General features: G+C 64.8%; 17 protein-coding genes. 8 read left to right on the top strand and 9 right to left on the bottom strand.

Annotated elements, in window-relative coordinates; translation table 11 throughout:
- The first annotated feature begins 31 nt into the window (after positions 1-31).
- From dinG to L6D75_RS04970, 6 genes are all read left to right on the top strand, one after another.
- A complete protein-coding gene (dinG, locus tag L6D75_RS04995) occupies positions 32-2,176 on the top strand; it encodes an ATP-dependent DNA helicase DinG (protein WP_176517952.1) in 2,145 nt (714 codons plus the stop codon).
- A gap of 81 nt (positions 2,177-2,257) precedes the next feature.
- Entirely contained in the window at positions 2,258-4,492 is a 2,235-nt protein-coding gene (locus L6D75_RS04990; RefSeq protein WP_176517953.1) for a beta-galactosidase, read from the top strand.
- 122 nt (positions 4,493-4,614) lie between these two features.
- The gene (locus L6D75_RS04985) at positions 4,615-5,760 is read left to right on the top strand and encodes a serine hydrolase domain-containing protein (protein WP_176517954.1); all 1,146 of its coding nucleotides are present in this window, start codon (positions 4,615-4,617) and stop codon (positions 5,758-5,760) included.
- A 99-nt stretch (positions 5,761-5,859) separates the two neighbouring features.
- Complete coding sequence (locus tag L6D75_RS04980) at positions 5,860-6,855, top strand: OmpA family protein (RefSeq protein ID WP_176517955.1); 996 nt, start codon at positions 5,860-5,862, stop codon at positions 6,853-6,855.
- Between the two features lie 19 nt (positions 6,856-6,874).
- Positions 6,875-7,522: a pyridoxamine 5'-phosphate oxidase gene (gene pdxH, locus L6D75_RS04975; RefSeq protein ID WP_176517956.1), complete on the top strand. Its 648-nt coding sequence runs from the start codon at positions 6,875-6,877 to the stop codon at positions 7,520-7,522.
- A gap of 236 nt (positions 7,523-7,758) precedes the next feature.
- A complete protein-coding gene (locus L6D75_RS04970; RefSeq protein WP_054899480.1) occupies positions 7,759-8,223 on the top strand; it encodes an outer membrane lipoprotein in 465 nt (154 codons plus the stop codon).
- Positions 8,224-8,307: 84 nt separating this feature from the next.
- Here the strand turns inward: L6D75_RS04970 and L6D75_RS04965 are convergent, their stop codons facing one another.
- From L6D75_RS04965 to L6D75_RS04935, 7 genes are all read right to left on the bottom strand, one after another.
- Positions 8,308-9,915 (bottom strand): NAD(P)/FAD-dependent oxidoreductase, encoded by a 1,608-nt coding sequence (locus tag L6D75_RS04965; RefSeq protein WP_176517957.1) that lies wholly within the window; start codon positions 9,913-9,915, stop codon positions 8,308-8,310.
- A 103-nt stretch (positions 9,916-10,018) separates the two neighbouring features.
- Positions 10,019-10,693 (bottom strand): COG3650 family protein, encoded by a 675-nt coding sequence (locus L6D75_RS04960; protein ID WP_236193438.1) that lies wholly within the window; start codon positions 10,691-10,693, stop codon positions 10,019-10,021.
- 191 nt (positions 10,694-10,884) lie between these two features.
- Positions 10,885-11,586 (bottom strand): ABC transporter ATP-binding protein, encoded by a 702-nt coding sequence (locus L6D75_RS04955; RefSeq protein WP_176511526.1) that lies wholly within the window; start codon positions 11,584-11,586, stop codon positions 10,885-10,887.
- On the bottom strand, positions 11,587-12,354 hold the full coding sequence (gene livG / locus L6D75_RS04950; RefSeq protein ID WP_003254878.1) for a high-affinity branched-chain amino acid ABC transporter ATP-binding protein LivG: 768 nt from the start codon (positions 12,352-12,354) through the stop codon (positions 11,587-11,589).
- Entirely contained in the window at positions 12,351-13,607 is a 1,257-nt protein-coding gene (locus tag L6D75_RS04945; RefSeq protein ID WP_176511527.1) for a high-affinity branched-chain amino acid ABC transporter permease LivM, read from the bottom strand. Before L6D75_RS04945 ends, livG begins: the two co-directional genes overlap by 4 nt.
- On the bottom strand, positions 13,604-14,527 hold the full coding sequence (gene livH, locus L6D75_RS04940; protein ID WP_003254876.1) for a high-affinity branched-chain amino acid ABC transporter permease LivH: 924 nt from the start codon (positions 14,525-14,527) through the stop codon (positions 13,604-13,606). The genes L6D75_RS04945 and livH overlap by 4 nt, the downstream gene beginning before the upstream one ends.
- 187 nt (positions 14,528-14,714) lie before the next feature.
- The gene (locus L6D75_RS04935) at positions 14,715-15,830 is read right to left on the bottom strand and encodes a branched-chain amino acid ABC transporter substrate-binding protein (protein WP_176511528.1); all 1,116 of its coding nucleotides are present in this window, start codon (positions 15,828-15,830) and stop codon (positions 14,715-14,717) included.
- Between the two features lie 359 nt (positions 15,831-16,189).
- Here L6D75_RS04935 and L6D75_RS04930 point away from each other — a divergent pair, with 359 nt between their 5' ends.
- Positions 16,190-16,495 carry a DUF2288 domain-containing protein gene (locus L6D75_RS04930; RefSeq protein WP_176511529.1) on the top strand — a complete coding sequence of 102 codons (306 nt, stop codon included), beginning with the start codon at positions 16,190-16,192 and terminating at the stop codon, positions 16,493-16,495.
- Positions 16,496-16,663: 168 nt separating this feature from the next.
- On the top strand, positions 16,664-17,548 hold the full coding sequence (locus tag L6D75_RS04925) for an NAD(P)-dependent oxidoreductase (RefSeq protein WP_176511530.1): 885 nt from the start codon (positions 16,664-16,666) through the stop codon (positions 17,546-17,548).
- On the opposite strand, the gene L6D75_RS04920 is transcribed toward L6D75_RS04925, so the two are convergent.
- Positions 17,451-19,715, bottom strand: a complete 2,265-nt coding sequence (locus L6D75_RS04920) for a putative bifunctional diguanylate cyclase/phosphodiesterase (RefSeq protein ID WP_176511531.1) — start codon at positions 19,713-19,715, stop codon at positions 17,451-17,453. The genes L6D75_RS04925 and L6D75_RS04920 overlap by 98 nt on opposite strands.
- 169 nt (positions 19,716-19,884) lie before the next feature.
- Positions 19,885-22,731, bottom strand: a complete 2,847-nt coding sequence (gene rapA / locus L6D75_RS04915; protein ID WP_176511532.1) for an RNA polymerase-associated protein RapA — start codon at positions 22,729-22,731, stop codon at positions 19,885-19,887.
- Between the last annotated feature and the right edge of the window lie 111 nt (positions 22,732-22,842).

The following is a 22,842-nucleotide window of genomic DNA, read 5'->3' as shown; positions in this document are numbered from 1 at the left end:
ATATATCCAGCCCTTCGGGCGCCTGCAGACCATGATCAGCAACGAACTCAAAGCCACCATCCAGGGCGCCTATTCGCGTTTTCTCGAAGCCAAGAGCCTCAAGCCGCGTTACGGCCAGCGCCTGATGATCGCCGAAGTGGCCAAGGTGCTCGGCGACATCGCCTGCGACGATGAAGGCCGCCGTGCCGGCGAGCCTGCCGTCGTGGCCGTGGAGGCGGGCACCGGTACCGGCAAGACGGTGGCCTACAGCCTGGCCGCGATTCCGGCTGCCAAGGCCGCCGGCAAACGCCTGGTGATCGCCACCGCGACCGTGGCGCTGCAGGAGCAGATCGTCTTCAAGGACCTGCCCGACCTGATGCGCAACAGCGGCTTGAACTTCAGCTTCGCCCTGGCCAAGGGCCGTGGCCGCTACCTGTGCCTGTCCAAGCTCGACGTCCTGCTGCAGGAGGGCCACGCGCAGTCGGCCACCGCCCAGCTGTTCGAGGAGGAGGGCTTCCACATCGAAGTGGACGAGCGCAGCCAGAAGCTGTTCAACAGCATGATCGAGAAGCTTGCCGGCAACCGTTGGGACGGCGACCGCGACAGCTGGCCCGAGGCCCTGGAAGACCAGGATTGGGCGCGCCTGACCACCGACCACAGCCAGTGCACCGGCCGCCATTGCCCGAACTTCCAGCAGTGCGTGTTCTACAAGGCGCGCGAAGGCATGGGCAAGGTCGATGTGATCGTCACCAACCACGACATGGTCCTGGCCGACCTGGCCCTGGGCGGGGGGGCGGTGCTACCCGACCCGCGCGACACCGTGTACGTGTTCGACGAAGGCCACCACCTGCCAGACAAGGCCATCGGCCATTTCGCCCACTATTCTCGCCTGCGTTCCACCGCCGACTGGCTGGAGCAGACCGCCAAGAACCTGACCAAGCTGCTGGCCCAGCACCCGCTGCCGGGCGACCTGGGCAAGCTGATCGAGCAGGTGCCGGAGCTGGCGCGGGAAATCCGTACCCAGCAGCAGTTCATGTTCACCCTGTGCGAGCAGATCGCCGATTTTCGCCCCAGCGAGGACACCGAAGGGCGCGAGCGCCCACGCTACCGGTTCGAAGGCGGCGTGGTGCCGGAGCAGATCCGTGAAGTGGGCATCGAGCTGAAAAAGGGTTTCTCCCGTCTCAATGACCTGTTCACGCGCCTGGCCGACCTGCTCAAGGAAGGCATGGATGGCGAGGTCAACATCGGCATCGCCAGCCACCAGGCCGAGGAGTGGTACCCGCTGTTCGGCAGCCTGGTCACCCGTGCCCAGGGCAACTGGGAACTGTGGACCGCCTTCACCGCCGAAGACCCGCAGGACAGCCCGCCCATGGCGCGCTGGCTGACGTTGGCCGAAAGCGGCGCGCTGTTCGACATCGAAGTCAACGCCAGCCCCATCCTGGCCGCCGAGATGCTGCGCCGCAGCTTGTGGAACGTGGCCCATGGCGCCCTGGTGACCTCGGCCACGCTCACCGCCCTGGGCAAGTTCGACCGCTTCCGCATGCGCTCAGGCTTGCCGCGCGATGCCGTCACCTGCGTAGTGCCCAGCCCGTTCGTGCACGGCGACGCCGGCCTGCTGCGGGTGCCCGACCTCAAGGCCGACCCGCGCGATGCTGCCGGGCACACCGCGGCGATCATCCGCGAACTGCCCGCCATCGTCGAAGATGCCCGCGGCGCCCTGGTGCTGTTCTCCTCGCGCAAGCAGATGCAGGACGTGTTCGACGGCCTGGACCGCGATTGGCGCAAGCTGGTGCTGATCCAGGGCAACCTGTCCAAGCAGGAAACCTTGAACAAGCACAAGGCGCGGGTCGACGATGGCCAGCACAGCGTGCTGTTCGGCCTGGCCAGCTTCGCCGAAGGTGTCGACTTGCCGGGCGCCTACTGCGAGCACGTGGTGATCGCCAAGATCCCGTTCTCGGTGCCGGACGACCCGGTCGAGGCGGCCCTGGCCGAGTGGATCGAAGCCCGTGGCGGCAACCCGTTCATGGAAATTGCCGTGCCCGATGCCTCGCTCAAGCTGATCCAGGCCTGTGGCCGCCTGCTGCGTACCGAGCAGGACCGTGGCGTCATCACCTTGCTCGATCGGCGCCTGGTCACCCAGCGCTACGGCAAGGCTATTCTCAATGCGCTGCCGCCCTTCCGGCGGGAGATTTCCTGACGGCCGGAGCATGCTGCTGCGGCCCGTTGTCCACCCCTCAGTCGCGGGCCCGAGCGGGCCTGAAAGGAGAGCCTGAGCCCTATGATCCGTCGCACCTTGCCCGCAGTCCTTACCCTGTTGCTCAGCACGCCGCTGCTGGCTGGCCAGCAGACGCTGTTCAGCTTCGTGCGCCCGGCCTCGGTGGTCGCGGTGGCCACCGATGGCACTGGCATGCCCCAGTACAATGCGGAGCAAACCAGTGAAGGCGAGGTGTTGCGGCGTGTGGTGTTCAACCCGGTCGAACGGCCAACCCTGCGCCTGAGCCCGCAGGCGGGGGTGTGGGACTGGTCTGCCGGGCAGTTCCTCACCTTGCGCCTGCAAAGTGCCATGGATTGGGCGTTGACCGTCGATGTCACCGTGCTGGGCAGCGACGGCCGTACCCTGACCAGCCGCATCGACCTGCCGGCAGGGCCTGCGCAAACCGTCATGGTGCCGCTCAAGGCCACCTCGCCGCTGAGCCAGGGCATGCGTGCCGGGCCGCCGATGCCCTGGGTGTATCAGGGCCAGCGGCTGTTGTTGACCAGCAGTGCGGGCGAGATCGACCTCAAGCAGGTGGTGTCCGTCAGCCTGAGCATTCCGGCGCCGAAGGTTGCGCAGAACTTGCTGATCGAGAAGGTCGGTATCCAGGATGACGACCTGGCCTACAAGGCGGCCTACCACGAGCTGATCGATGCCTACGGCCAGTCCACCCGTGGCCGCTGGCCCGAGAGAATCGTCAGCGACGATCAGCTCAAGGCCGCCGACACCCGCGAGCAGCAGCAACTCAAGGGCTGGCTGGCCGAACGCGCCAAGCAAGGGCTGGATACCTACGGTGGTGTGCTGGCAGGGCCTGGGTTCGAAGCCAAGGGCTTCTTCCGCACCGAAAAACGTGATGGCCGCTGGTACCTGGTGACGCCGGAAGGGCACCCGTTCTATTCCCTGGGCGTGAATGCCGTGGCCGCCGATGGCGGGCGTACCTACGTTGCCGGTCGCGAGGGCATGTTCGCGGCCTTGCCAGGGCAGGGCGAGGCGCTGGCAGCCTTCTATGGCGAGGGCAACAACGACGATGGCAACGCATCGTCACAGGGGCGCGGCTTCAAGCAGGGGCGTTGGTTCGACTTCTATGCCGCCAATATCCAGCGTACCTACGGCAAGCCGTGCGCGCCGGTGGAGGGGCAGCCGACTGCCGAATGCCCGCCACTGGCACTGGACAACAGCCGCTGGCAGGCCCACACCCTCGATCGCCTGCAGGCCTGGGGCTTCAACACCCTGGGCAACTGGAGTGACCCGGCGTTGGCCCAGGCCAAGCGCGTGCCCTACACCTTGCCGCTGTCGATCGTCGGCGACTATGCCAGCATCAGCACGGGCATGGACTGGTGGGGCCGCATGCCTGACCCGTTCGACCCACGCTTTGCCATGGCCACCGAGCGCGCCGTGGCCATCGCCGCCCGCGACCACCGTGACGACCCCTGGCTGATTGGCTACTTCGCCGACAACGAACTGGCCTGGGCGGCGCCGGGCAACGACCCCAAGGCGCGCTATGGCCTGGCCTACGGCACCCTGCGCCTGACCACCGACGTACCGGCCAAGCGCGCGTTCCTCAAGCAGTTGCGCGACAAGTACCGCAACCAGGAAGGCTTGTCCAAGGCCTGGGGCATCGACCTGCAGGCCTGGGAACTGATGGAAGACCCGGGCTTCGAGGCGCCGCTGCCGAGCCCCGAACACCCGGAAATCGAACGGGATTACCAGTATTTCCAGCAGGTGTTCGCGCAAACCTACTTCAAGACCATTGCCGACTCGCTGAAGTGGCATGCCCCCAACCACCTGCTGCTGGGTGGCCGCTACGCCGTCAGCACGCCCGAGGCGGTCAAGGCCTGCGCGGAGTTCTGCGATGTGCTGAGCTTCAACTTCTATACCCTCAAGCCAGAAGATGGCTACGACTTCAGCCGCCTGGCCGAGCTGGACAAACCGGTGCTGGTGTCCGAATTCCAGTTCGGCTCCCGCGATCGCGGGCCATTCTGGCCAGGGCCAGTGGAAGTGGCGCGCGAGGAAGACCGCGGGCCGGCCTACGGCACCTTCCTCAAGGCGGCGCTGGCCCAGCCGATGATCGTCGGCGCGCATTGGTTCCAGTACCTCGACCAGCCGGCCAGCGGCCGCTTGCTCGATGGCGAAAATGGCCACCTGGGGCTGGTGGCGATCACCGACGTGCCTTATGCCGGGTTTGTCGAGGCCGTGCGCAAGAGCAACCAGGCAGCCGTGGCCCAGTTGCGCAGCCAGCTTGAGAACCCGGCGCCATGAGCCGGCGCGCCCTATTGAGGAAAATATTCCGCAATACCATCTGGCCCTGCCCAGTAGGCAAAACCCTTAACTACTGAAACAATGCACGCCTTTTCCAGCCAGGTCGTACGGAGAACAGGCGGGTGCAGATCCAGGGTCACTATGAGCTGAAGTTCGAGGCGGTGCGCGAAGCATTCGCGGCATTGTTCGATGATCCCCAGGAGCGCGGTGCGGCGCTGTGCATCCAGGTCGGTGGCGAAACCGTGATCGACCTGTGGGCAGGCAGCGCCGACAAGGACGGCCAGCAGGCCTGGCACAGCGACACCATCGCCAACCTGTTTTCCTGCACCAAGACCTTCACGGCCGTAACCGCCCTGCAACTGGTGGGCGAGGGCAAGCTGGCCCTGGATGTTCCGGTGGCGCGTTACTGGCCCGAGTTTGCCCAGGCCGGCAAGCAGAACATCACCCTGCGCCAGTTGCTCAGCCACCGCGCCGGCTTGCCGGCCATCCGCGAGTTGCTGCCGGCAGAGGCGTTGTACGACTGGCAAGCGATGGTCGATGCCCTGGCCGCCGAAACGCCCTGGTGGACGCCGGGTACCGAGCATGGCTACGCCGCCATCACCTACGGCTGGCTGATTGGCGAGCTGATCCGCCGCGCCGATGGCCGTGGCCCGGGTGAATCGATTGTCGCCCGCACCGCCCGCCCGCTGGGGCTGGACTTCCATGTCGGCCTGGCGGACGAAGAATTCCATCGCGTGGCGCATATCGCCCGTGGCAAGGGCAATGCCGGCGATGCGGCGGCCCAGCGCCTGCTGCAGGTGACCATGCGTGAGCCGCAAGCGCTGTCTACCCGCGCCTTCACCAATCCGCCGGCGATCCTCACCAGCACCAACAAACCCGAGTGGCGGCGCATGCAACAGCCTGCGGCCAACGGCCACGGCAATGCCCGCAGCCTGGCCGGCTTCTATGCCGGCCTGCTGGACGGCAGCCTGCTGGAATCCGAACTGCTCGACGAGCTGACCCGCGAACACAGCCTGGGCGAGGACCGTACCCTGCTCACGCAGACCCGTTTCGGCCTGGGTTGCATGCTCGACCAGCCCGATGTGGCCAACGCCACCTTCGGCCTCGGCGCCCGTGCCTTCGGCCACCCAGGCGCTGGCGGCTCGGTCGGTTTCGCCGACCCCGAGCACGATGTGGCCTTCGGTTTCGTGGTCAACACCCTGGGCCCATACGTGCTCATGGACCCAAGGGCCCAGCAGCTGGTCCGGGTGCTGGGTACGTGCCTTTGATCGGGTAACGCGGGTATTGCTCGCACCCTTTGTCTATCCTGAATGCCAATGCCTGTAGTGCGTTGGCAAAAACTCTTTCTAATTCATGGTGTATCGCTGATGTCTTCACATAAAACCTTAGCACTCGCCCTGTGCATGGCCGCCATGACCGGCTGCGCCAGCCACTCCCAGGATACCTCCATGGGCGAGACCAGCAGCTGGTGGCCCTTCGGTTCGGACAAGGTTGCCGAGCAGGAAGTGAAGCAGGCCGTCAACGAGAATGTCGCCAAGGCCGATGCCAAATCGGAAAGCGCCAGCCGCTGGTGGTGGCCATTCGGTGGTGACGACAAGCAGGCCAAGGGCCCGGTGGTACCGAAGATCGACCAGAAGGCCACCCAGGCCTGGCTCGACGAGTACGAGCCGAAGCTGCGCGAAGCCATCAAGGACAGCAAACTGCAACTGGAGCGCCGCGACAACGTGCTGGCGGTGACCATCCCTGTCGACGGTTCGTACAACCCGGATCGCCCGAACATGCTGCTGCCGATGAGCCTGGGCCCGATCACCCGGGTGGCCAAGACCGTCGAAGGCGACACCAAGACTGCAGTGCTGGTACTCGGCCATGCCGACAGCAGTGGCGTGGCAGCTGCCAACCAGAAGCTGAGCCTGGAGCGCGCCGCCTCGGTTTCGGCGATTTTCCGCCTGAGCGGCCTGCAGCGTGACCGCCTGACCCTCAAAGGCATGGGCGCAGAAATGCCCCGCGCCGCCAACGACAGCCCGGAAGGCCGTGCCCTCAACCGCCGCGTTGAAATGCTGCTGACCCCGCAGAACACCATGGTCGCGCTGCTGGCCAAGTACCAGCAGGCCGCGCCGGCACCGAGCCCGGCCGCCATGGTTGCCGTGCAGGATGCCAAGGCGCCGGCTGCCAAGGCTGTGGAAAGCAAACCCGCCGCCAAGGCCGCTGCCAAGCCAGCCTCGAAGAAAGCCGCAGCCAAGCCTGCAGCCAAGGCCACCGCGAAGAAGAAAGCCGCGCCGGCCAAGCCTGCTGCCAAGCCCGTCGCCAAGAAAGCTGCCGATGACAAGAAGGTAGCCGCCAACAGCCCTGCGAAGACCAACTGATCGTCAAGGAAACGCAGCCATGACCCAATCCCTGGCCGATATGCGCCGCGACTACACCCGTGATGGCCTGGCCGAAGCCCAGGCGCCGGGTGAGCCGTTCGCTCTGTTTCACCAGTGGTTTGCCGATGCGGTGAAAACCGAGCAGCCACCGGTGGAGGCCAATGCCATGACCATCGCCACTGTCGATGGCGAAGGCCGCCCCCATTGCCGCGTACTGCTGCTCAAGGGGCTCGATGAGCGCGGGTTCACCTTCTTCACCAACTACGAAAGTGCCAAGGGCCAGCAGCTGCTGGCCAACCCTTTCGCCGCCATGACCTTCTTCTGGCCGGCGCTGGAGCGCCAGGTGCGGATCGAGGGGCGGGTGGAGAAGGTCACGGCCAAGGAGTCGGACGACTACTACCAGGTGCGCCCACTGGGCAGCCGCCTGGGCGCCTGGGCGTCGCCACAGAGCCGGGTGATTGCCGGCCGCGAAGAGCTGGAAGGGTTGGTGAAGGCGACCGAGGCGCGTTTCTCCGACAGCCAACCCCATTGCCCCGAGCATTGGGGGGGCTACCGCCTGCTGCCCGAGCGCATCGAGTTCTGGCAAGGCCGCGCCAGCCGGCTGCATGACCGCTTGAACTATCGCCTGGTCGATGGGCAATGGCTGCGCGAGCGGCTGGCACCCTGAAACCTCTGGGGGCCGCATTGCGGCCCTTTTCATACCTTACCCGTCCAGGGCCGCACTGGCCTCGCGCACGACGATGCAGTAATCCATGGCTATTCTTGGTCTGACATTCAAGGCCTGGGGGATAGCCTGTGCTAGCTGTACCGGTGCTGAATGAAAATAAATTTGTTACCTCAGTGTCGTGACAGTTGCCTGGGTGCGGCGTCTAATGGACACCTGAAATTTATGGAGACTTACCCATGCGTAAATCCGCTTTGCTGGTGGCGACCTTCACCACCATGTCGCTGTTGCTGGGGGGCTGTGCCTCGAGCCTGACTGGCGACAGCTACTCCCGTGATGAGGCCCGCCGCGTGCAGACCGTGCGCATGGGTACCATCGAATCCCTGCGCCCGGTCAAGATCGAAGGCACCAAGACGCCAATCGGCGGTGGTGCTGGCGCCATCGTCGGCGGCGTCGCCGGCAGCGCCGTGGGTGGTGGCCGTGGCAGCATCGTCGCCGCGGTGATCGGTGCCGTGGCCGGTGGCCTGGCCGGTTCCGCCGCCGAAGAAGGCCTGACCCGCACCCAGGGTGTGGAAATCACCGTGCGTGAAGACGACGGCAGCATGCGCGCCTATGTGCAGGCCGTGCAGCAGAACGAAATCTTCCGCGTTGGCGAGCGCGTGCGCATCATGACTGTCGACGGTACCAGCCGCGTCACTCACTGATCGCTGCAGAAAAGCAAAACCCCGAACGGGCCTGGCCTGTTCGGGGTTTTTTGTTGGGCCTGTCACGGCCCATCGGCGGTGCAGTTACAACCCGAGCATGTCGCGCGCGACTGCCTCGGCAATGCGGATACCGTCGACACCCGCCGAAAGAATCCCGCCGGCATACCCCGCACCTTCACCCGCCGGGAACAGCCCCTTGAGGTTCAGGCTCTGGTAATCCTCGCCACGGGTGATGCGCAGCGGTGAAGAGGTGCGCGTCTCGATGCCGGTCAGCACCGCGTCATGCAGGTTGTAGCCCTTGATCTGCCGATCGAACGCCGGCAGCGCCTCGCGGATCGCTTCGATGGCGAAGTCCGGCAGGCTCGGGGCGAGGTCGCCCAGGGTCACGCCCGGCTTGTACGAAGGCTCGACGCTGCCCAGGGCCGTGGATGGCTTGCCAGCGACGAAGTCGCCGACCAGCTGCGCCGGTGCCTGGTAGTTGCTGCCGCCCATCACATAGGCGTGGGCTTCCAGGCGCTCCTGCAGCTCGATCCCGGCCAGCGGGCCACCCGGGTAGTCGCGCTCGGGGTCGATCCCCACCACGATGCCGGAGTTGGCGTTGCGCTCGTTGCGCGAGTACTGGCTCATGCCGTTGGTCACCACCCGGCCCGGTTCGCTGGTGGCCGCGACCACCGTGCCCCCCGGGCACATGCAGAAGCTGTACACCGAGCGGCCGTTCTTGGCGTGGTACACCAGCTTGTAGTCGGCCGCGCCCAGTTTCGGGTGGCCGGCGTACTTGCCCAGGCGCGCCTTGTCGATCAGCGTCTGCGGGTGTTCGATGCGGAAACCGACGGAGAACGGCTTGGCCTCCATGTACACGCCCTTGGCGTGGAGCATGCGGAAGGTGTCGCGGGCACTGTGGCCCAGGGCCAGGACCACATGGCGCGAGTGCAGCTGTTCGCCGCTCTCGAGCACCACGCCGGTCAGCTGGCCATCTTCGATCAGCAGGTCGCTGACCTTCTCCTGGAAGCGCACTTCGGCGCCCATGGCGATCATGTCCTGGCGCATCTGCTCGACCATGCCGGTCAGGCGGAAGGTGCCGATGTGCGGTTTGTTGATGTAGAGGATTTCGTCCGGCGCGCCGGCCTTGACGAACTCTTCCAGGACCTTGCGGCCGTGGTGCTGAGGGTCCTTGATCTGGCTATAGAGCTTGCCGTCGGAGAAGGTCCCGGCGCCGCCTTCGCCGAACTGCACGTTGGACTCGGGGTTGAGCACGCTCTTGCGCCACAGGCCCCAGGTGTCCTTGGTGCGCTGGCGCACTTCCTTGCCGCGCTCGAGGATGATCGGCTTGAAGCCCATCTGCGCCAGCAAGAGGCCAGCGAAGATGCCGCAGGGGCCGAAGCCGACCACGATCGGACGCTCTTGGAGGCCTTGCGGGGCGTGGCCGACGAACTTGTAGCTGACGTCTGGCGCGACACCGATGTTGCGGTCGTCGGCGAACTTGCTCAGCAGTTCGGCTTCGTTGCTCGCTTCAAGGTCGATGGTGTAGATGAACAGCAGCTCGCTGTTCTTCTTGCGCGCATCGTAGCTGCGCTTGAACAGGTTGAAGCTGAGCAATTGCTCGTCGCGGATGCCCAGGCGCTCGACGATGGCCTCGCGCAGCGCTTCATCGGGGTGGTCCAGGGGCAGCTTGAGTTCGGTGATTCGTAGCATGGCAGGGTCCAGTATCCCGGCCATGGGCGGCCGGCGGCTTTACACAAACCGCCAAGTATAAGCTGTTAGCCGCCCCGACTGGCAGGATAAAAGCACCCGGCGATCAGTTGTCGCGCGCGCCGCCGTAGTAGCCGCAACCGTTGAGGGTCTGGCCATCGATGCGCAATTCGGCGCGCAGGTGGCGCACGGCGCCGGTGGCGCTGTCGGTGCAACGCTGCGGTGCGACCCACAGTTCCACGTGCTGGCCGTTGGCTTCGCTGGTCAGGGTCAGGCCGCCGCCAGGCACTTCTTCTTCGAGAAACGGCAGCGGCAGCGGCTCTTTGCCGATGCGGTTGAGCACCATGCCCTTGCCGCTGGCCTTGATATCCCACTCCGGCTCGTGGCCGCTGGCGCGCAGGGTCAGCTGCTTGAAGTTGGGGTCATCGCAGGCGCGGGTGGAAGGCTCCAGGCGGTACAGGCGGCTGACTTCGAGCTGGCCATCGTTGTTGGCCTGCTTGCTGCCGGTGAGGCGGCCGCGCACGTCGGCGAACAGTTTGTCGTTGGCGTCGCGGGCCAGGTTCGAGGCTTCCTGCAGGATGGCGGTGCCGCTGGCGTCGCGCACGACGAAGTGGCGGGCCTCGCCGCAGGGCTTGAACAGCAGCTGGCCGCCGCCTGCACTGAGTTCGCCCTGCATGCGCGTGGTGCCGATGTTCGGGTCGCGAGGTTGCTCGGCCAGCAGCTGGCAACCGGCGAACAGGGGCAGCAGGGCGGTGAGCAGCAGGGTGGGGGTGAGGCGCATCGGGCGGGCTCCGGGAATCGTTTGCCAAAGAGCTGGCCACGTTACTCAGGCTGGGCGAGGTTAACAAGAGCTGCGTAGTGCCTGTACCGGCCCCATCGCTGGCAAGCCAGCTCCCACAGGAGGCGTGCGCTGGCTTGCCAGCGATGGGGCCGGTACAGGCAGAAAAAAGGGCCCGAAGGCCCTTTTCCCAATCAACCGCCCAGGTAGGCGTCGCGCACTTTCGGGTCGGTCAGCAAGGCCTCGCCCGTGCCCTGCATCACCACCCGTCCGTTCTCCAGCACATAGGCCCGGTCGGCGATCTTCAGCGCCTGGTTGGCGTTCTGCTCCACCAGGAACACCGTCACGCCATCGCGGCGCAGCTGTTCGATGATATCGAAGATCTGCTGGATGATGATCGGCGCCAGCCCCAGCGAAGGCTCGTCGAGCAGCAACAGCTTGGGCTTGCTCATCAGCGCCCGGCCGATGGCCAGCATCTGCTGCTCGCCGCCGGACATGGTGCCGCCACGCTGGATGTAACGCTCCTTCAGGCGCGGAAACAGCTGCAGCACCTTGTCCAGCTGCGCCTGATAGTCGCCCTTGTCGGTGAAGAAGCCACCCATGGCCAGGTTTTCCTCGACGGTCAGGCGGGCGAACACGCGGCGGCCTTCCGGCACCACCGCGATGCTCTTGCGCATGATGTGCGAGGAAGGCTGGCCGACCAGCTCTTCACCCAGGTACTTGATGCTGCCACTGTGCGCCTGCGGCGAGCCGCACAGGGTCATCAGCAGGGTCGACTTGCCGGCGCCGTTGGCACCGATCAGGGTGACGATCTCGCCCTGGTTGATTTCCACGTTGACGCTGTGCAGCGCCTGGATCTTGCCGTAGAAGGTGGAAACGTTCTCGAACTTCAGCATTTACGCTTCCCCCAGGTAGGCTTTGATCACGTCAGGGTTGTCGCGGATCTCCTCCGGCGTGCCGTGGGCCAGGGGCGTGCCCTGGTTGATCACGACGATGTGGTCGGAAATGCTCATCACCAGCTTCATGTCGTGCTCGATCAGCAGCACGGTGACGTTGTGCGACTCGCGCAGGTAGGCGATCAGCGCCTTGAGGTCTTCGGTCTCCTTGGGGTTCAGGCCGGCAGCCGGTTCGTCGAGCATGATGATGCGCGGCTGGGTCATCATGCAGCGGGCGATTTCCAGGCGGCGCTGCTGGCCGTAGGCGAGGGTGCCGGCGGTGCGGTTGGCGAACTCGGTCAGGTTGACCTTCTCCAGCCAGTACTGCGCACGCTCCATGGCCTCCTTCTCGCTGCGGCGGAAGCTCGGGGTCTTGAACAGGCCGGCGAAGAAGTTGGTGTTGAGGTGGCGGTGCTGGGCGATCAGCAGGTTCTCCAGCGCGGTCATTTCCTTGAACAGGCGCACGTTCTGGAAGGTCCGCACCACGCCCTTGCGGGCGATCTGGTGGCCGGCCAGGCCCTGGATCGGCTGGCCGTCGAGCAGGATGGTGCCGCCGCTGGGCTTGTAGAAGCCGGTGAGGCAGTTGAACACCGTGGTCTTGCCGGCGCCGTTCGGGCCGATCAGCGCCACCACCTGTTTTTCCTTGACGGTCAGGGCCACGCCGTTGACCGCCAACAAGCCGCCGAAGCGCATGCTCAGGCCGCTGACTTGCAGAATTTCGCGGCTCATCGACGCAGCTCCATGTGTGGACGTTGCATAGGCAGCAGGCCTTGCGGACGCCAGATCATCATCAACACCATCAGCGCACCGAACATCAGCATCCGGTATTCGCTGAACTCACGCATCAGCTCGGGCAGCAGGATCATCACGATGGCCGCGAGAATCACGCCCAGTTGTGAGCCCATGCCGCCGAGCACGACGATGGCGAGGATGATCGCCGACTCGATGAAGGTGAACGACTCCGGTGTCACCAGGCCCTGGCGCGCGGCGAAGAAGCTGCCGGCGAAGCCCGCGAAGCAGGCGCCCAGGGTGAAGGCCGATAGCTTGATCACGGTCGGGTTCAGGCCCAGCGCGCGGCAGGCGATCTCGTCTTCGCGCAGGGCTTCCCAGGCGCGGCCGATCGGCATGCGCAGCAGGCGGTTGATGACGAACAGCGCCAGCAGGGCCAGCAGCAGGGCTACCAGGTAGAGGAAGATGACCTTGTTGATCGAGTTGTATTCCAGCCCGAAGAACTCATGGAAGGTCTGCATCCCCTCGGCCGCACGGCGTTCGAAGGTCAGGCCGAAGAACTCCGGCTTGGGGATGTTGCTGATGCCGTTCGGGCCGCCGGTCCAGTCGGTGAGGTTACGCAGGAACAGGCGGATGATCTCGCCGAAGCCGAGCGTCACGATCGCCAGGTAGTCACCGCGCAGGCGCAGCACCGGGAAGCCGAGCAAGAAGCCGAAGGTGGCGGCCATCAGGCCGGCGATCGGCAGGCAGACCCAGAAGCTCCAGCCCAGGTAGTGCGAGAGCATCGCATAGCTGTAGGCACCGACCGCATAGAAGCCCACATACCCCAGGTCGAGCAGGCCGGCCAGGCCCACCACGATGTTCAGGCCAAGGCCCAGCAGCACGTAGATCAGGATCAGCGTGGCGATGTCGACCGCCCCGCGCGAGCCGAAGAACGGCCACACCAGGGCAGCGGCGATCAGGCCGATGATGATGTAGCGCTGGGTCTTGGGCAGGGTGAGGTAGTTGCTGACTGCCGGCGGGATCAGCTTGCGATCCGAACGGCGGCCCATCACCGAACTCCACTGCTTGTCGAACAGCACGCGCAGGAACATCAGCACCGAACACACGGCGATGATGCTGATGGTGAACGAACCCTGGCTGTGGACCGACAGGCTGATGCCGTCGATGCTCAGTTTCAGGCCCAGCACCGGGAAGGCCACGGCCCATACCAGCAAGGCGGCGAAAAACGCCTGTTTGAGATTTCTGTTCATACTTTTTCAACCTCCGGGCGGCCGAGGATGCCGGTCGGCCGGAACAGCAAGACAAGAACCAACAGGCCGAATGCCACCACGTCCTTGTACTGGTCGCCGAAGATGTCGGCGCCGAAGGCCTCGGCCACGCCCAGCACCAGCCCGCCGAGCATCGCGCCCGGGATGCTGCCGATGCCACCCAGCACCGCCGCGGTGAAGGCCTTCAGGCCCACCAGGAAACCGGCGTTGGGGTTGATGACCCCGTACTGCATGCTCAGCAGCACGGCCGCCACGGCTGCCAGGGCAGCACCGATGACGAAGGTCAGGGCGATGATGTTGTTGGTGTTGATGCCCAGCAGGTTGGCCATCTTGATGTCCTCGGCGCAGGCGCGGCAGGCGCGCCCCAGGCGGGAACGGGAGATGAACAGGGTGAGCAGGGTCATGGCCACCAGGGTGACCACGAACACCAGGACTTGCATGTAGCTGATCAGTACTTCTTCAGCACCGCCTGGCCCGAAGGAGAAGCTCCCGGGGATCAGGTTGGGGATGGATTTGTCCTTGGAGTCCTGCGACAGCAAGACAGTGTTCTGCAGGAAGATCGACATGCCGATGGCGGAAATCAGCGGGATCAGACGGTTGCTGTTGCGCAGGGGGCGGTAGGCAACCCGTTCGATGCTGTAGCCATAGGCACTGGTGACGAAGATCGTCGCGACGAAGGCAACGGTCATCAGGATCGGCAGCGAGTGGATACCCATCATGGCCAGGCCCGCCAGGGCGATGAAGGCCACGTAGGATCCGATCATGTAAACCTCGCCGTGGGCGAAGTTGATCATGCCAATGATGCCGTACACCATCGTGTAGCCGATGGCGATCAAGGCATAGGTGCTGCCGATGGTCAATCCATTAACCAGTTGTTGGAAGAAATGGTAGATCTCAGGCATTACAGCGCTCCTAAAAACCTGATTTGCATTTCGCCGGCCGGGTGACGGCCAGGAAACCGCGGGTGACGGTTTTAAGATTTTCAGGTGGGCCCGCTGCCGGATCGCGGCAACCAGGCCCATGAACCTCGTAAAACAAAGCCCACTGCTCGCACAGTGGGCTTTTACGGTCAGCTATTTAGTCACGCAGTTACTGAGGGGAGACTTCAGTCTTCGGTTTGCCGAAGTGCCATTCGTAGACCACGAACTTGAAGTCTTTCAGGTCGCCCTTGGCGTCGTAGGAGAGCTCGCCGGTCGGGGTCTTGAAGGTACCGGCGTGGATGGCTTCGGCCACCTTGGCGGTGTCTTCGGACTTGGCCGCTTCGATACCCTTGGCGATCAGCTCGACAGCCGAGTAGGCCGGGAACACGAACGGGCCGCTTGGGTCCTTGCCGTCAGCCTTGATGGCCTCGACGATGGCCTTGTTTTCCGGGTCGGCGTCGAACGATTTCGGCAGGGTGACCAGCAGGCCTTCGGAAGCGCCCTGGGCAATCTGCGAGATCGAGTCGTTACCCACGCCTTCTGGGCCCATGAACTTGGCTTTCAGGCCCTTTTCCTGAGCCTGGCGCAGGATCAGGCCCAGCTCTGGGTGGTAGCCGCCGTAGTAGACGAAGTCGACGTTGTTCTGCTTGAGCTTCTGGATGATCGAGGAGAAGTCCTTGTCACCGGCGTTCAGGCCTTCGAACACGGCAACCTTGACGCCTTTCTTCTCCAGGGTCTGCTTGACCGCGGTGGCGATGCCTTCACCGTATTGCTGCTTGTCGTGCAGCACGGCCACCACTTTCGGTTTGACGTGGTCGGCGATGTAGTTGCCGGCGGCCGGGCCCTGGGCGCTGTCCAGGCCGATGGTGCGGAAGATCAGTTTGTAACCACGGGAAGTGATTTCCGGGCTGGTGGCAGCCGGGGTGATCATGATCACGCCTTCGTCTTCGTAGATGTCGGACGCAGGCTGAGTCGAGCTGGAGCACAGGTGGCCGATGACGAACTTGACGCCGTCGTTGACCACTTTGTTGGCGACTGCCACGGCCTGTTTAGGGTCGCAGGCGTCGTCGTATTCCACGGCTTCAAGTTTTTTGCCATCGACGCCGCCCTTGGCGTTGATGTCCTTGATGGCCTGTTTGGCGCCGATGAACTGCATGTCGCCGTACTGGGTCACAGGGCCCGTCTTGGGACCGGCGATGCCGATCTTGATGGTATCGGCGGCAAACGAATGGCTGGCTACCCCTGCCAGAACCATTGCGGCGAACAGCTTGGAAATCTTGATCATAGTGCTCCACTCATTCTGTTGTAATTCTTATAGTCCTGGCGGCCAGGGCTACAGACCGGGCGGGATTGCAGCATGGCCACGCCACACTGCATGCCCACCTTCCCCCGGAACATGTCCCGGAAACTGTACCGGTACAGTGTAGAGCGCTGTTCGAGCGCTTGAAAAGCGGGCGAAAAGTGCCTAATTCGAGGGTTGTCGCATGGTCGACACAAAGATACAAAAAGGCGCCATCAAATTGCCCGTATCTGCGGCCCCACCCCACACGTTCGGGGCCAATCGACCAAATTACTGTTTTGAAACCGGGTTTTTCTGCAAAAATGCAGGCCTTTTTTATAGGCCGTTTTTGCGGGTACAAACCCATGACTGATCAAACAAGCACCCTCTATGCCAAATTGCTTGGCGAGACCGCGACCATCGAGTGGAAAGCCTTGGAGCGTTTTTGGGCCAAGGGTGACCTGATTTGGGTCGACCCTGGCCTGGACCTGATCGAGGTTGCCACGGCAATGGCCGAGAATCGCGGCGAAATCTTCGCCAAGTGGCGCAGTGATGGCACTGTCGGCCCGGTCACGACCGAGCAGGCGCTCGACCTGCAAAGCCGCGATCCAGAGATCTGGGCGGTGGTGGTATCGCCGTTCATCGTGATCCAGGTGAAGAGCCCGGTGTGATCGCGCGCCGTTTTGGTGCGTGAAAATGCACAGCTGCCTCGCCTTGGTGCTTGAAGGCGTGCAGGCGGGTAGAGGTAGGTAACAATTTGGCGTGGCGGTAACAGTTTACGGAATGCGTAATGGGCCGCGCTGCGGCCCGCTGATTTTCGAATTTGCCAGGAGTGCTCGATGCGTTCAGAACTTCCTTCACTTGGATTCGCCGGAATCGGCCTGATGGGCCTGCCCATGTGCCGGCGCCTGCTGGCCGCGGGCTTCCCGTTGACCGTCTGGAACCGCAGCCCGGAGAAATGCGCCGAGCTGGTTGCCGCAGGCGCGCGCCTGGCGGCAAGCCCCGCCGAGTTGTGCCGCGACAACGACATGGTGCTGCTGTGCCTGGCCGACACCGCTGTGGTCCGTGAGGTGGTGTTCGGCGAGCACGGCATCGCCATGGGCGGGCGCAGCGGGCAACTGCTGGTCGATTTCTCCAGCCTGGAGCCGACCGCCACCCGCGAGATGGCTGCCGAGCTGGCAGCGCTGTGCGGCATGGCCTGGCTGGATACGCCGGTGTCTGGCGGCACCCCTGGCGCCGAGGCGGGTACGTTGGCGATCATGGTCGGCGGCGAGGCGGCGCATCTGGAGCGGGCGCGCCCGGTCCTGCAGGTGCTCGGCCAGCGCGTGACGCACATGGGCGGCGTGGGGGCAGGGCAGGTGACCAAGGCCTGCAACCAGATGATCGTGGCCTGCAACGCCCTGGTGATTGCCGAGGTGGTGGCCCTGGCCGAACAGTCCGGGGTCGATGCCAGCCTCATCGCCGAGGCCCTGGCGGGTGGTTTTGCCGATTCCAAGCCGCTGCAGATCCTTGCGCCGCAAATGGCCGCCAGTGATTACGAACCGATCAAGTGGCATGTGCGCACGCTGCTCAAGGACCTCGATGGTGCGGTCAAGCTGTCCCGCGAGCAGGGCTCGGCGACGCCGCTCAGTGGCCTTGCCGCGCAATTGATGCGTTTGCACGGTAGCCAGGGCTATCTGCAAAAAGATCCGGCGACCCTGGTAGAGCTGTATCGCAAAAAGTGATGGGGGCGAAGTCCTGGCGGTCGAGCCGGTCGAGGATCGGCCGCAGGTCTGCCAGGGCCACGGGGCGGCTGAGCAGGTAGCCCTGCAGGAAATCGCAGCCGTTGCTGGCCAGGAACGCATACTGCTCGGCGGTTTCCACCCCTTCGCTGACCACCTGCAGGTGCAGGGTATGGGCCATGGCGATGATGGCCTGGACGATCTCGCGGTCCTTCAGGCTGCCGGGTACCTCCTGCAGGAAGGAGCGGTCGATCTTCAGCACATCCAGCGGCAGGCGCTTGAGGTAGGCCAGTGATGAATAGCCGGTGCCGAAATCGTCGATCGACAGGCTCACGCCCTGGCTGCGAATGCGCTTGAGCAGGCTGACGGTACGCTGGATATCGCCGACCAGGGCGTTTTCGGTGACTTCCAGCTCCAGGTGGCGTGGCGCCAGGCCCGCCTGGAACAGGGCCATTTCCACCTCCTGCGCCAGCGCCTCGTGGCCCAGGGTCAGTGCCGAGCAATTGACCGTGACCTGCAGGTTGCCGTAGCCGTGGCGCTGCAGCTGGGCCAGGTCGGCGCAGGCATGGCGCAGCACCCACAGGTCGAGGTCGACGATCAGCCCATTGGCTTCGGCAATGCCGATGAAGCGGTCTGGCCCGAGCAGGCCATGCTGCGGGTGCTGCCAGCGCACCAGCGCCTCGAGCTTGGCCACCTGGCCATTGTGCAGGTCGAAGATCGGCTGGTAATGCACGCACAGCCCGCGCTCTTCGAGCAGGGCGACGCGCAGCTCTTCTTCCAGTTGCAGTTCCAGGGTGGCGCGGCTTTTCAGGCTGCTGTTGAAGAAATGCAGGCTGTTGCGCCCGCTGCCCTTGGATTGGTAGAGGGCCAGGTCGGCATGCTTGAGCAGTTCTTCGGCAGTCTGGCCATCGTCGGGGAAGACGCTGATGCCGATGCTGGTGGTCATCACCATGCGCCGGCCGCCCAGGTCGATCGGCTCCTTCATGCGCTGCATGATGCGCTGGGCCAGGTGGCGGGCCTCGTCACGGTTGCTGAGGCTGGTGACCACGCAGAACTCATCGCCGCCGAAACGCGCGACCAGGTCCTGGTGGCGGGTGGCAGCCTTGATGTGGCTGGCGATGCCTTTGAGCAGTTCATCGCCTGCCGCGTGGCCCAGGCTGTCGTTGATGCGCTTGAAATGGTCGATGTCGAGGAACATCACCGCCAGCAGGTCTTCGCTGGCGCTGTGCTCCGCCAGCCGCTCGGCGAACACCTGGTTGAAGCCGCGGCGGTTGACCAGGTTGGTCAGCGCATCGTAGTGCGCGGCCTGTTGCAGCGACGCGCGCGCCTGGTCGAGCTGGCTGAGCAGGTTGCTGACCCGGCGCAGGTCGTGTTCCTTGCTCTGCAGCTTCTTGTCGGCGAGGGCGGCGCTGATGCTGCTGCCGCTGATCAACAGGGTGATGAAGGCGATGGTCAGGCCCAGTTGCAGGCTGTTGTCGCCGGAGGGCAGGCGCAGGGCGGTGTCCGGGGCGATGACCAGGGTCATGGCGGCCATGGCCGTGAAGTGGGTGGCGACGATGCCGCCGGCCATCAGCAGCGCGGCGCCGGTTTTCAGCAGCTGGTGCTGGCGGCCGCTGCCGTTGCGAAAGTAGCGCGCCAGCAGCAAGGCGCCGAGGCTGGTCAGCAGGGCGATGCCGGCGCTGCCCAGCAGCGGGCCGGTCTTGTAGAACTGCTGCGCGCCGGTTTGCAGCGCGGCCATGCCGACGAAATGCATGAGGATGATGCCCAGGCCGATCAGCAAGGCGCTCTGCAGGTAATGCTGTGGGCGCATGTGGGTGCGGTCGAGGCTGTTCATCGCCAGCCACGCCACCACCAGGGCAATCAGCAGCGAGAGGCCGGTCAGTGGCACGTCATAGTGCATTTCCACCGGCGCCTGGAATGCCAGCATGCTGATGAAGTGCATGGCCCAGATCCCGCCGGCCAGGCAGCACGCGCCAAGCACGCGCCATTGCCGTTGGGCGGTGGCGTGTTCGCTGTGGGACTGGCGTTCGGCCATGTCCAAGGTGGCGAAGCAGGCTGCACTGGCCACCGCGAACGCGATCAGGATCAACAGCGGTTCATGCCGGCAGTCCATGACGATGCGGCCCGAAACGGGCAGTTCGGCGAACAATTGCAGACCCAACCATTCCATTGCTTGCCTCATCTTCGAGTGGGCACTCGAGGCAGTATAGAAAGGGGTGATTAAGCCTTCCGGAATAATGGCATATTGATCTCTACGATTTGGTTATCGGATCAATAGCGTGGGGAAATAAAGCGAGGGGAGGGTGGGGGCGCTTGCACGCCCCCGGGGTAACACTGAATCAGCCTGCAACCAGTACGCGGATCGCCTCCAGGCGCAACGCGGCTTTTTCCAGCATCGCCAGGCCGTCTTCACGCTGCTTGCGCAGGGTGTCGATCTCGCTGTCGCGCACGCTTGGGTTGACGGCCTTGAGGGCTGTCAGGCGCGCCAGCTCTTCGTCGGCCTCGGCGGCCAGGCGGCGCTGGGCTTCGGCCACGCGCTCGACGTGGGTCGGCAGGATCTTCTCTTCGCCACCGCTGATGCGCTTGGCCAGCACGTCGCGCTGGGCCTGGATGAACTTGTTGGCGCTGGCCCGCGGCACGCTTTCAAGCTGGTCGTTGAGGGTTTCGAAGGCCACGCGCGAGGCCAGGTCGTTGCCGTTGGCATCGAGCAGGCAGCGCAGCGCCGCAGGCGGCAGGTAACGGCCCAGTTGCAGGCTGCGCGGCGCCACCACTTCACTGACGAACAATAGCTCGAGCAGCACGGTGCCTGGCTTGAGTGCCTTGTTCTTGATCAGCGCGACGGCGGTGTTGCCCATCGAGCCGGACAGCACCAGGTCCATGCCGCCCTGCACCATCGGGTGCTCCCAGGTCAGGAACTGCATGTCTTCGCGCGACAGCGCCTGGGCGCGGTCGTAGGTGATGGTCACGCCTTCGTCGTCGCCCAGCGGGAAGCTGGCGTCGAGCATCTTCTCGCTCGGCTTGAGGATCAGGGCGTTTTCCGAATGGTCCTCGCTGTCGATGCCGAAGGCGTCGAACAGGGTTTCCATGTAGATCGGCAGGGCGAACTGGTCGTCCTGCTCGAGGATCGCCTCCACCAGCGCCTGGCCTTCGCCGGCGCCGCCGGAGTTGAGCTCCAGCAGGCGGTCGCGGCCGCTGTGCAGCTCGGCTTCCAGGCGCTCGCGCTCGCCACGGGCTTCGGCCACCAGCGCGGTCCAGGCCGTGGCCTCGCCCCCTTCGAGCATCGGCAGCAGGCGCGGGCCAAACTGATGCTGCAGGGCGTTGCCGGTCGGGCAGGTGTTGAGGAAGGCGTTGAGGCCTTCGTGGTACCACTGGAACAGGCGCTCTTGCGGGCTGTCCTGCAGGTACGGGATGTGCAGTTGGATGGTGTGCTTCTGGCCGATGCGGTCGAGGCGGCCGATGCGCTGCTCGAGCAGGTCGGGGTGGGCCGGCAGGTCGAACATCACCAGGTGATGGGCGAACTGGAAGTTGCGGCCTTCGCTGCCGATCTCGGAGCAGATCAGCACCTGGGCGCCAAATTCCTCGTCGGCGAAGTAGGCGGCCGCGCGGTCCCGTTCGAGGATGCTCATGCCTTCGTGGAACACCGTGGCCGGGATGCCGGAGCGCACGCGCAGGGCGTCTTCCAGGTCCATGGCGGTTTCGGCGTGGGCGCAGATCACCAGGACCTTGGTGCGCTTGAGCATCTTCAGGGTGTCGATCAGCCAGTCGACCCGCGGGTCGAAGCGCCACCAGCGTTCTTCATCGCTGGTTTCGCCCTGGGCCTGGAAGGCGACTTCCGGGTACAGCTCGGCATGCTCGCCGGCCGGCAGGTCGCGGTATTGCTCGGGGTTGGCCAGCGGGTAGGGGTGCAGTTGGCGCTCGGGGAAACCCTGGATCGCCGCACGGGTGTTGCGAAACAGCACGCGGCCGGTGCCGTGGCGATCGAGCAGCTCGCGGATCAGCCGCGCGCTGGCCTGGCTGTCGCCATCGCTGACGGCTGCCAGCAGGGCTTCGCCTTCGCTGCCCAGGAAACCCTGGATGGTGGCGTGGGCCTTGGGCGACAGGCGGCCTTCGTCGAGCAGTTCCTGCACCGCTTCGGCCACCGGGCGATAGTGCTCGCTCTCGGCGCGGAAGGCGGCCAGGTCGTGGAAACGGTTGGGGTCGAGCAGGCGCAGGCGGGCAAAGTGGCTGTCCTGGCCGAGTTGCTCGGGGGTGGCGGTGAGCAGCAGCACGCCAGGGATGACCTGGGCCAGTTGCTCGACCAAATTGTACTCGGCGCTGGCCTGCTCTTCGTGCCAGACCAGGTGGTGGGCTTCGTCGACCACCAGCATGTCCCAGCCGGCGGCGAACAGCGCGTCCTGGGCCTTTTCGTCATCGACCAGCCACTCCAGGGCGACCAGCGCCAGCTGGGCATCCTCGAACGGGTTGCTGGCATCGCTCTCGATGAAGCGTTCGGCGTCGAACAGCGCCACCTGCAGGTTGAAGCGCCGGCGCATTTCCACCAGCCACTGGTGCTGGAGGTTTTCCGGCACCAGGATCAGCACGCGGCTGGCGCGGCCGGACAGCAGTTGGCGGTGAATCACCAGGCCCGCCTCGATGGTCTTGCCCAGGCCCACTTCGTCGGCCAGCAAAACGCGTGGCGCGCTGCGGTCGGCCACTTCACGGGCGATGTGCAACTGGTGGGCGATCGGCTGCGCGCGGCAGCCGCCCAGGCCCCACAGCGACGACTGCATCTGCTTGCTGGTGTGATGCAGGGTGTTGTAGCGCAGGCTGAACCATGACAGCGGGTCGATCTGGCCGGCGAACAGGCGGTCGCTGGCCAGGCGGAACTGGATGAAGTTCGACAGCTGGGTTTCCGGCAGGGTGCGCGCCTGGTTCTGGCCGTCGAGGCCGTGGTAGACCATCAGCCCGTCGATGTCCTCGACCTCGCGCACGGTCAGCTTCCAGCCTTCGAAGTGGGTGATCTGGTCACCTGGCGAGAAGCGCACGCGGGTCAGCGGCGCATTGCGCAGGGAATACTGGCGGGTGTCGCCAGTGGCCGGGTAGAGCACGGTCAACAGGCGGCCATCCTGTGCCAGGATGGTCCCCAGGCCGAGCTCTGCTTCGCTGTCGCTGATCCAGCGTTGCCCCGGTTGATACTGCTGCGCCATACTGCCTGAACTCCCGCGATGAAAAGCCGGCTATGTTAACGGATAGGCCGGGCTGACCATAGACTTGAAAGACCATCAGTCTAGCTGTTTCATCACAGAAAACCGTATTGC

The sequence above is a fragment of the Pseudomonas faucium genome, from assembly GCF_021602585.1.
Lineage (GTDB): Bacteria > Pseudomonadota > Gammaproteobacteria > Pseudomonadales > Pseudomonadaceae > Aquipseudomonas > Aquipseudomonas faucium.
This window is presented reverse-complemented; position numbering and strand designations above follow the sequence as displayed.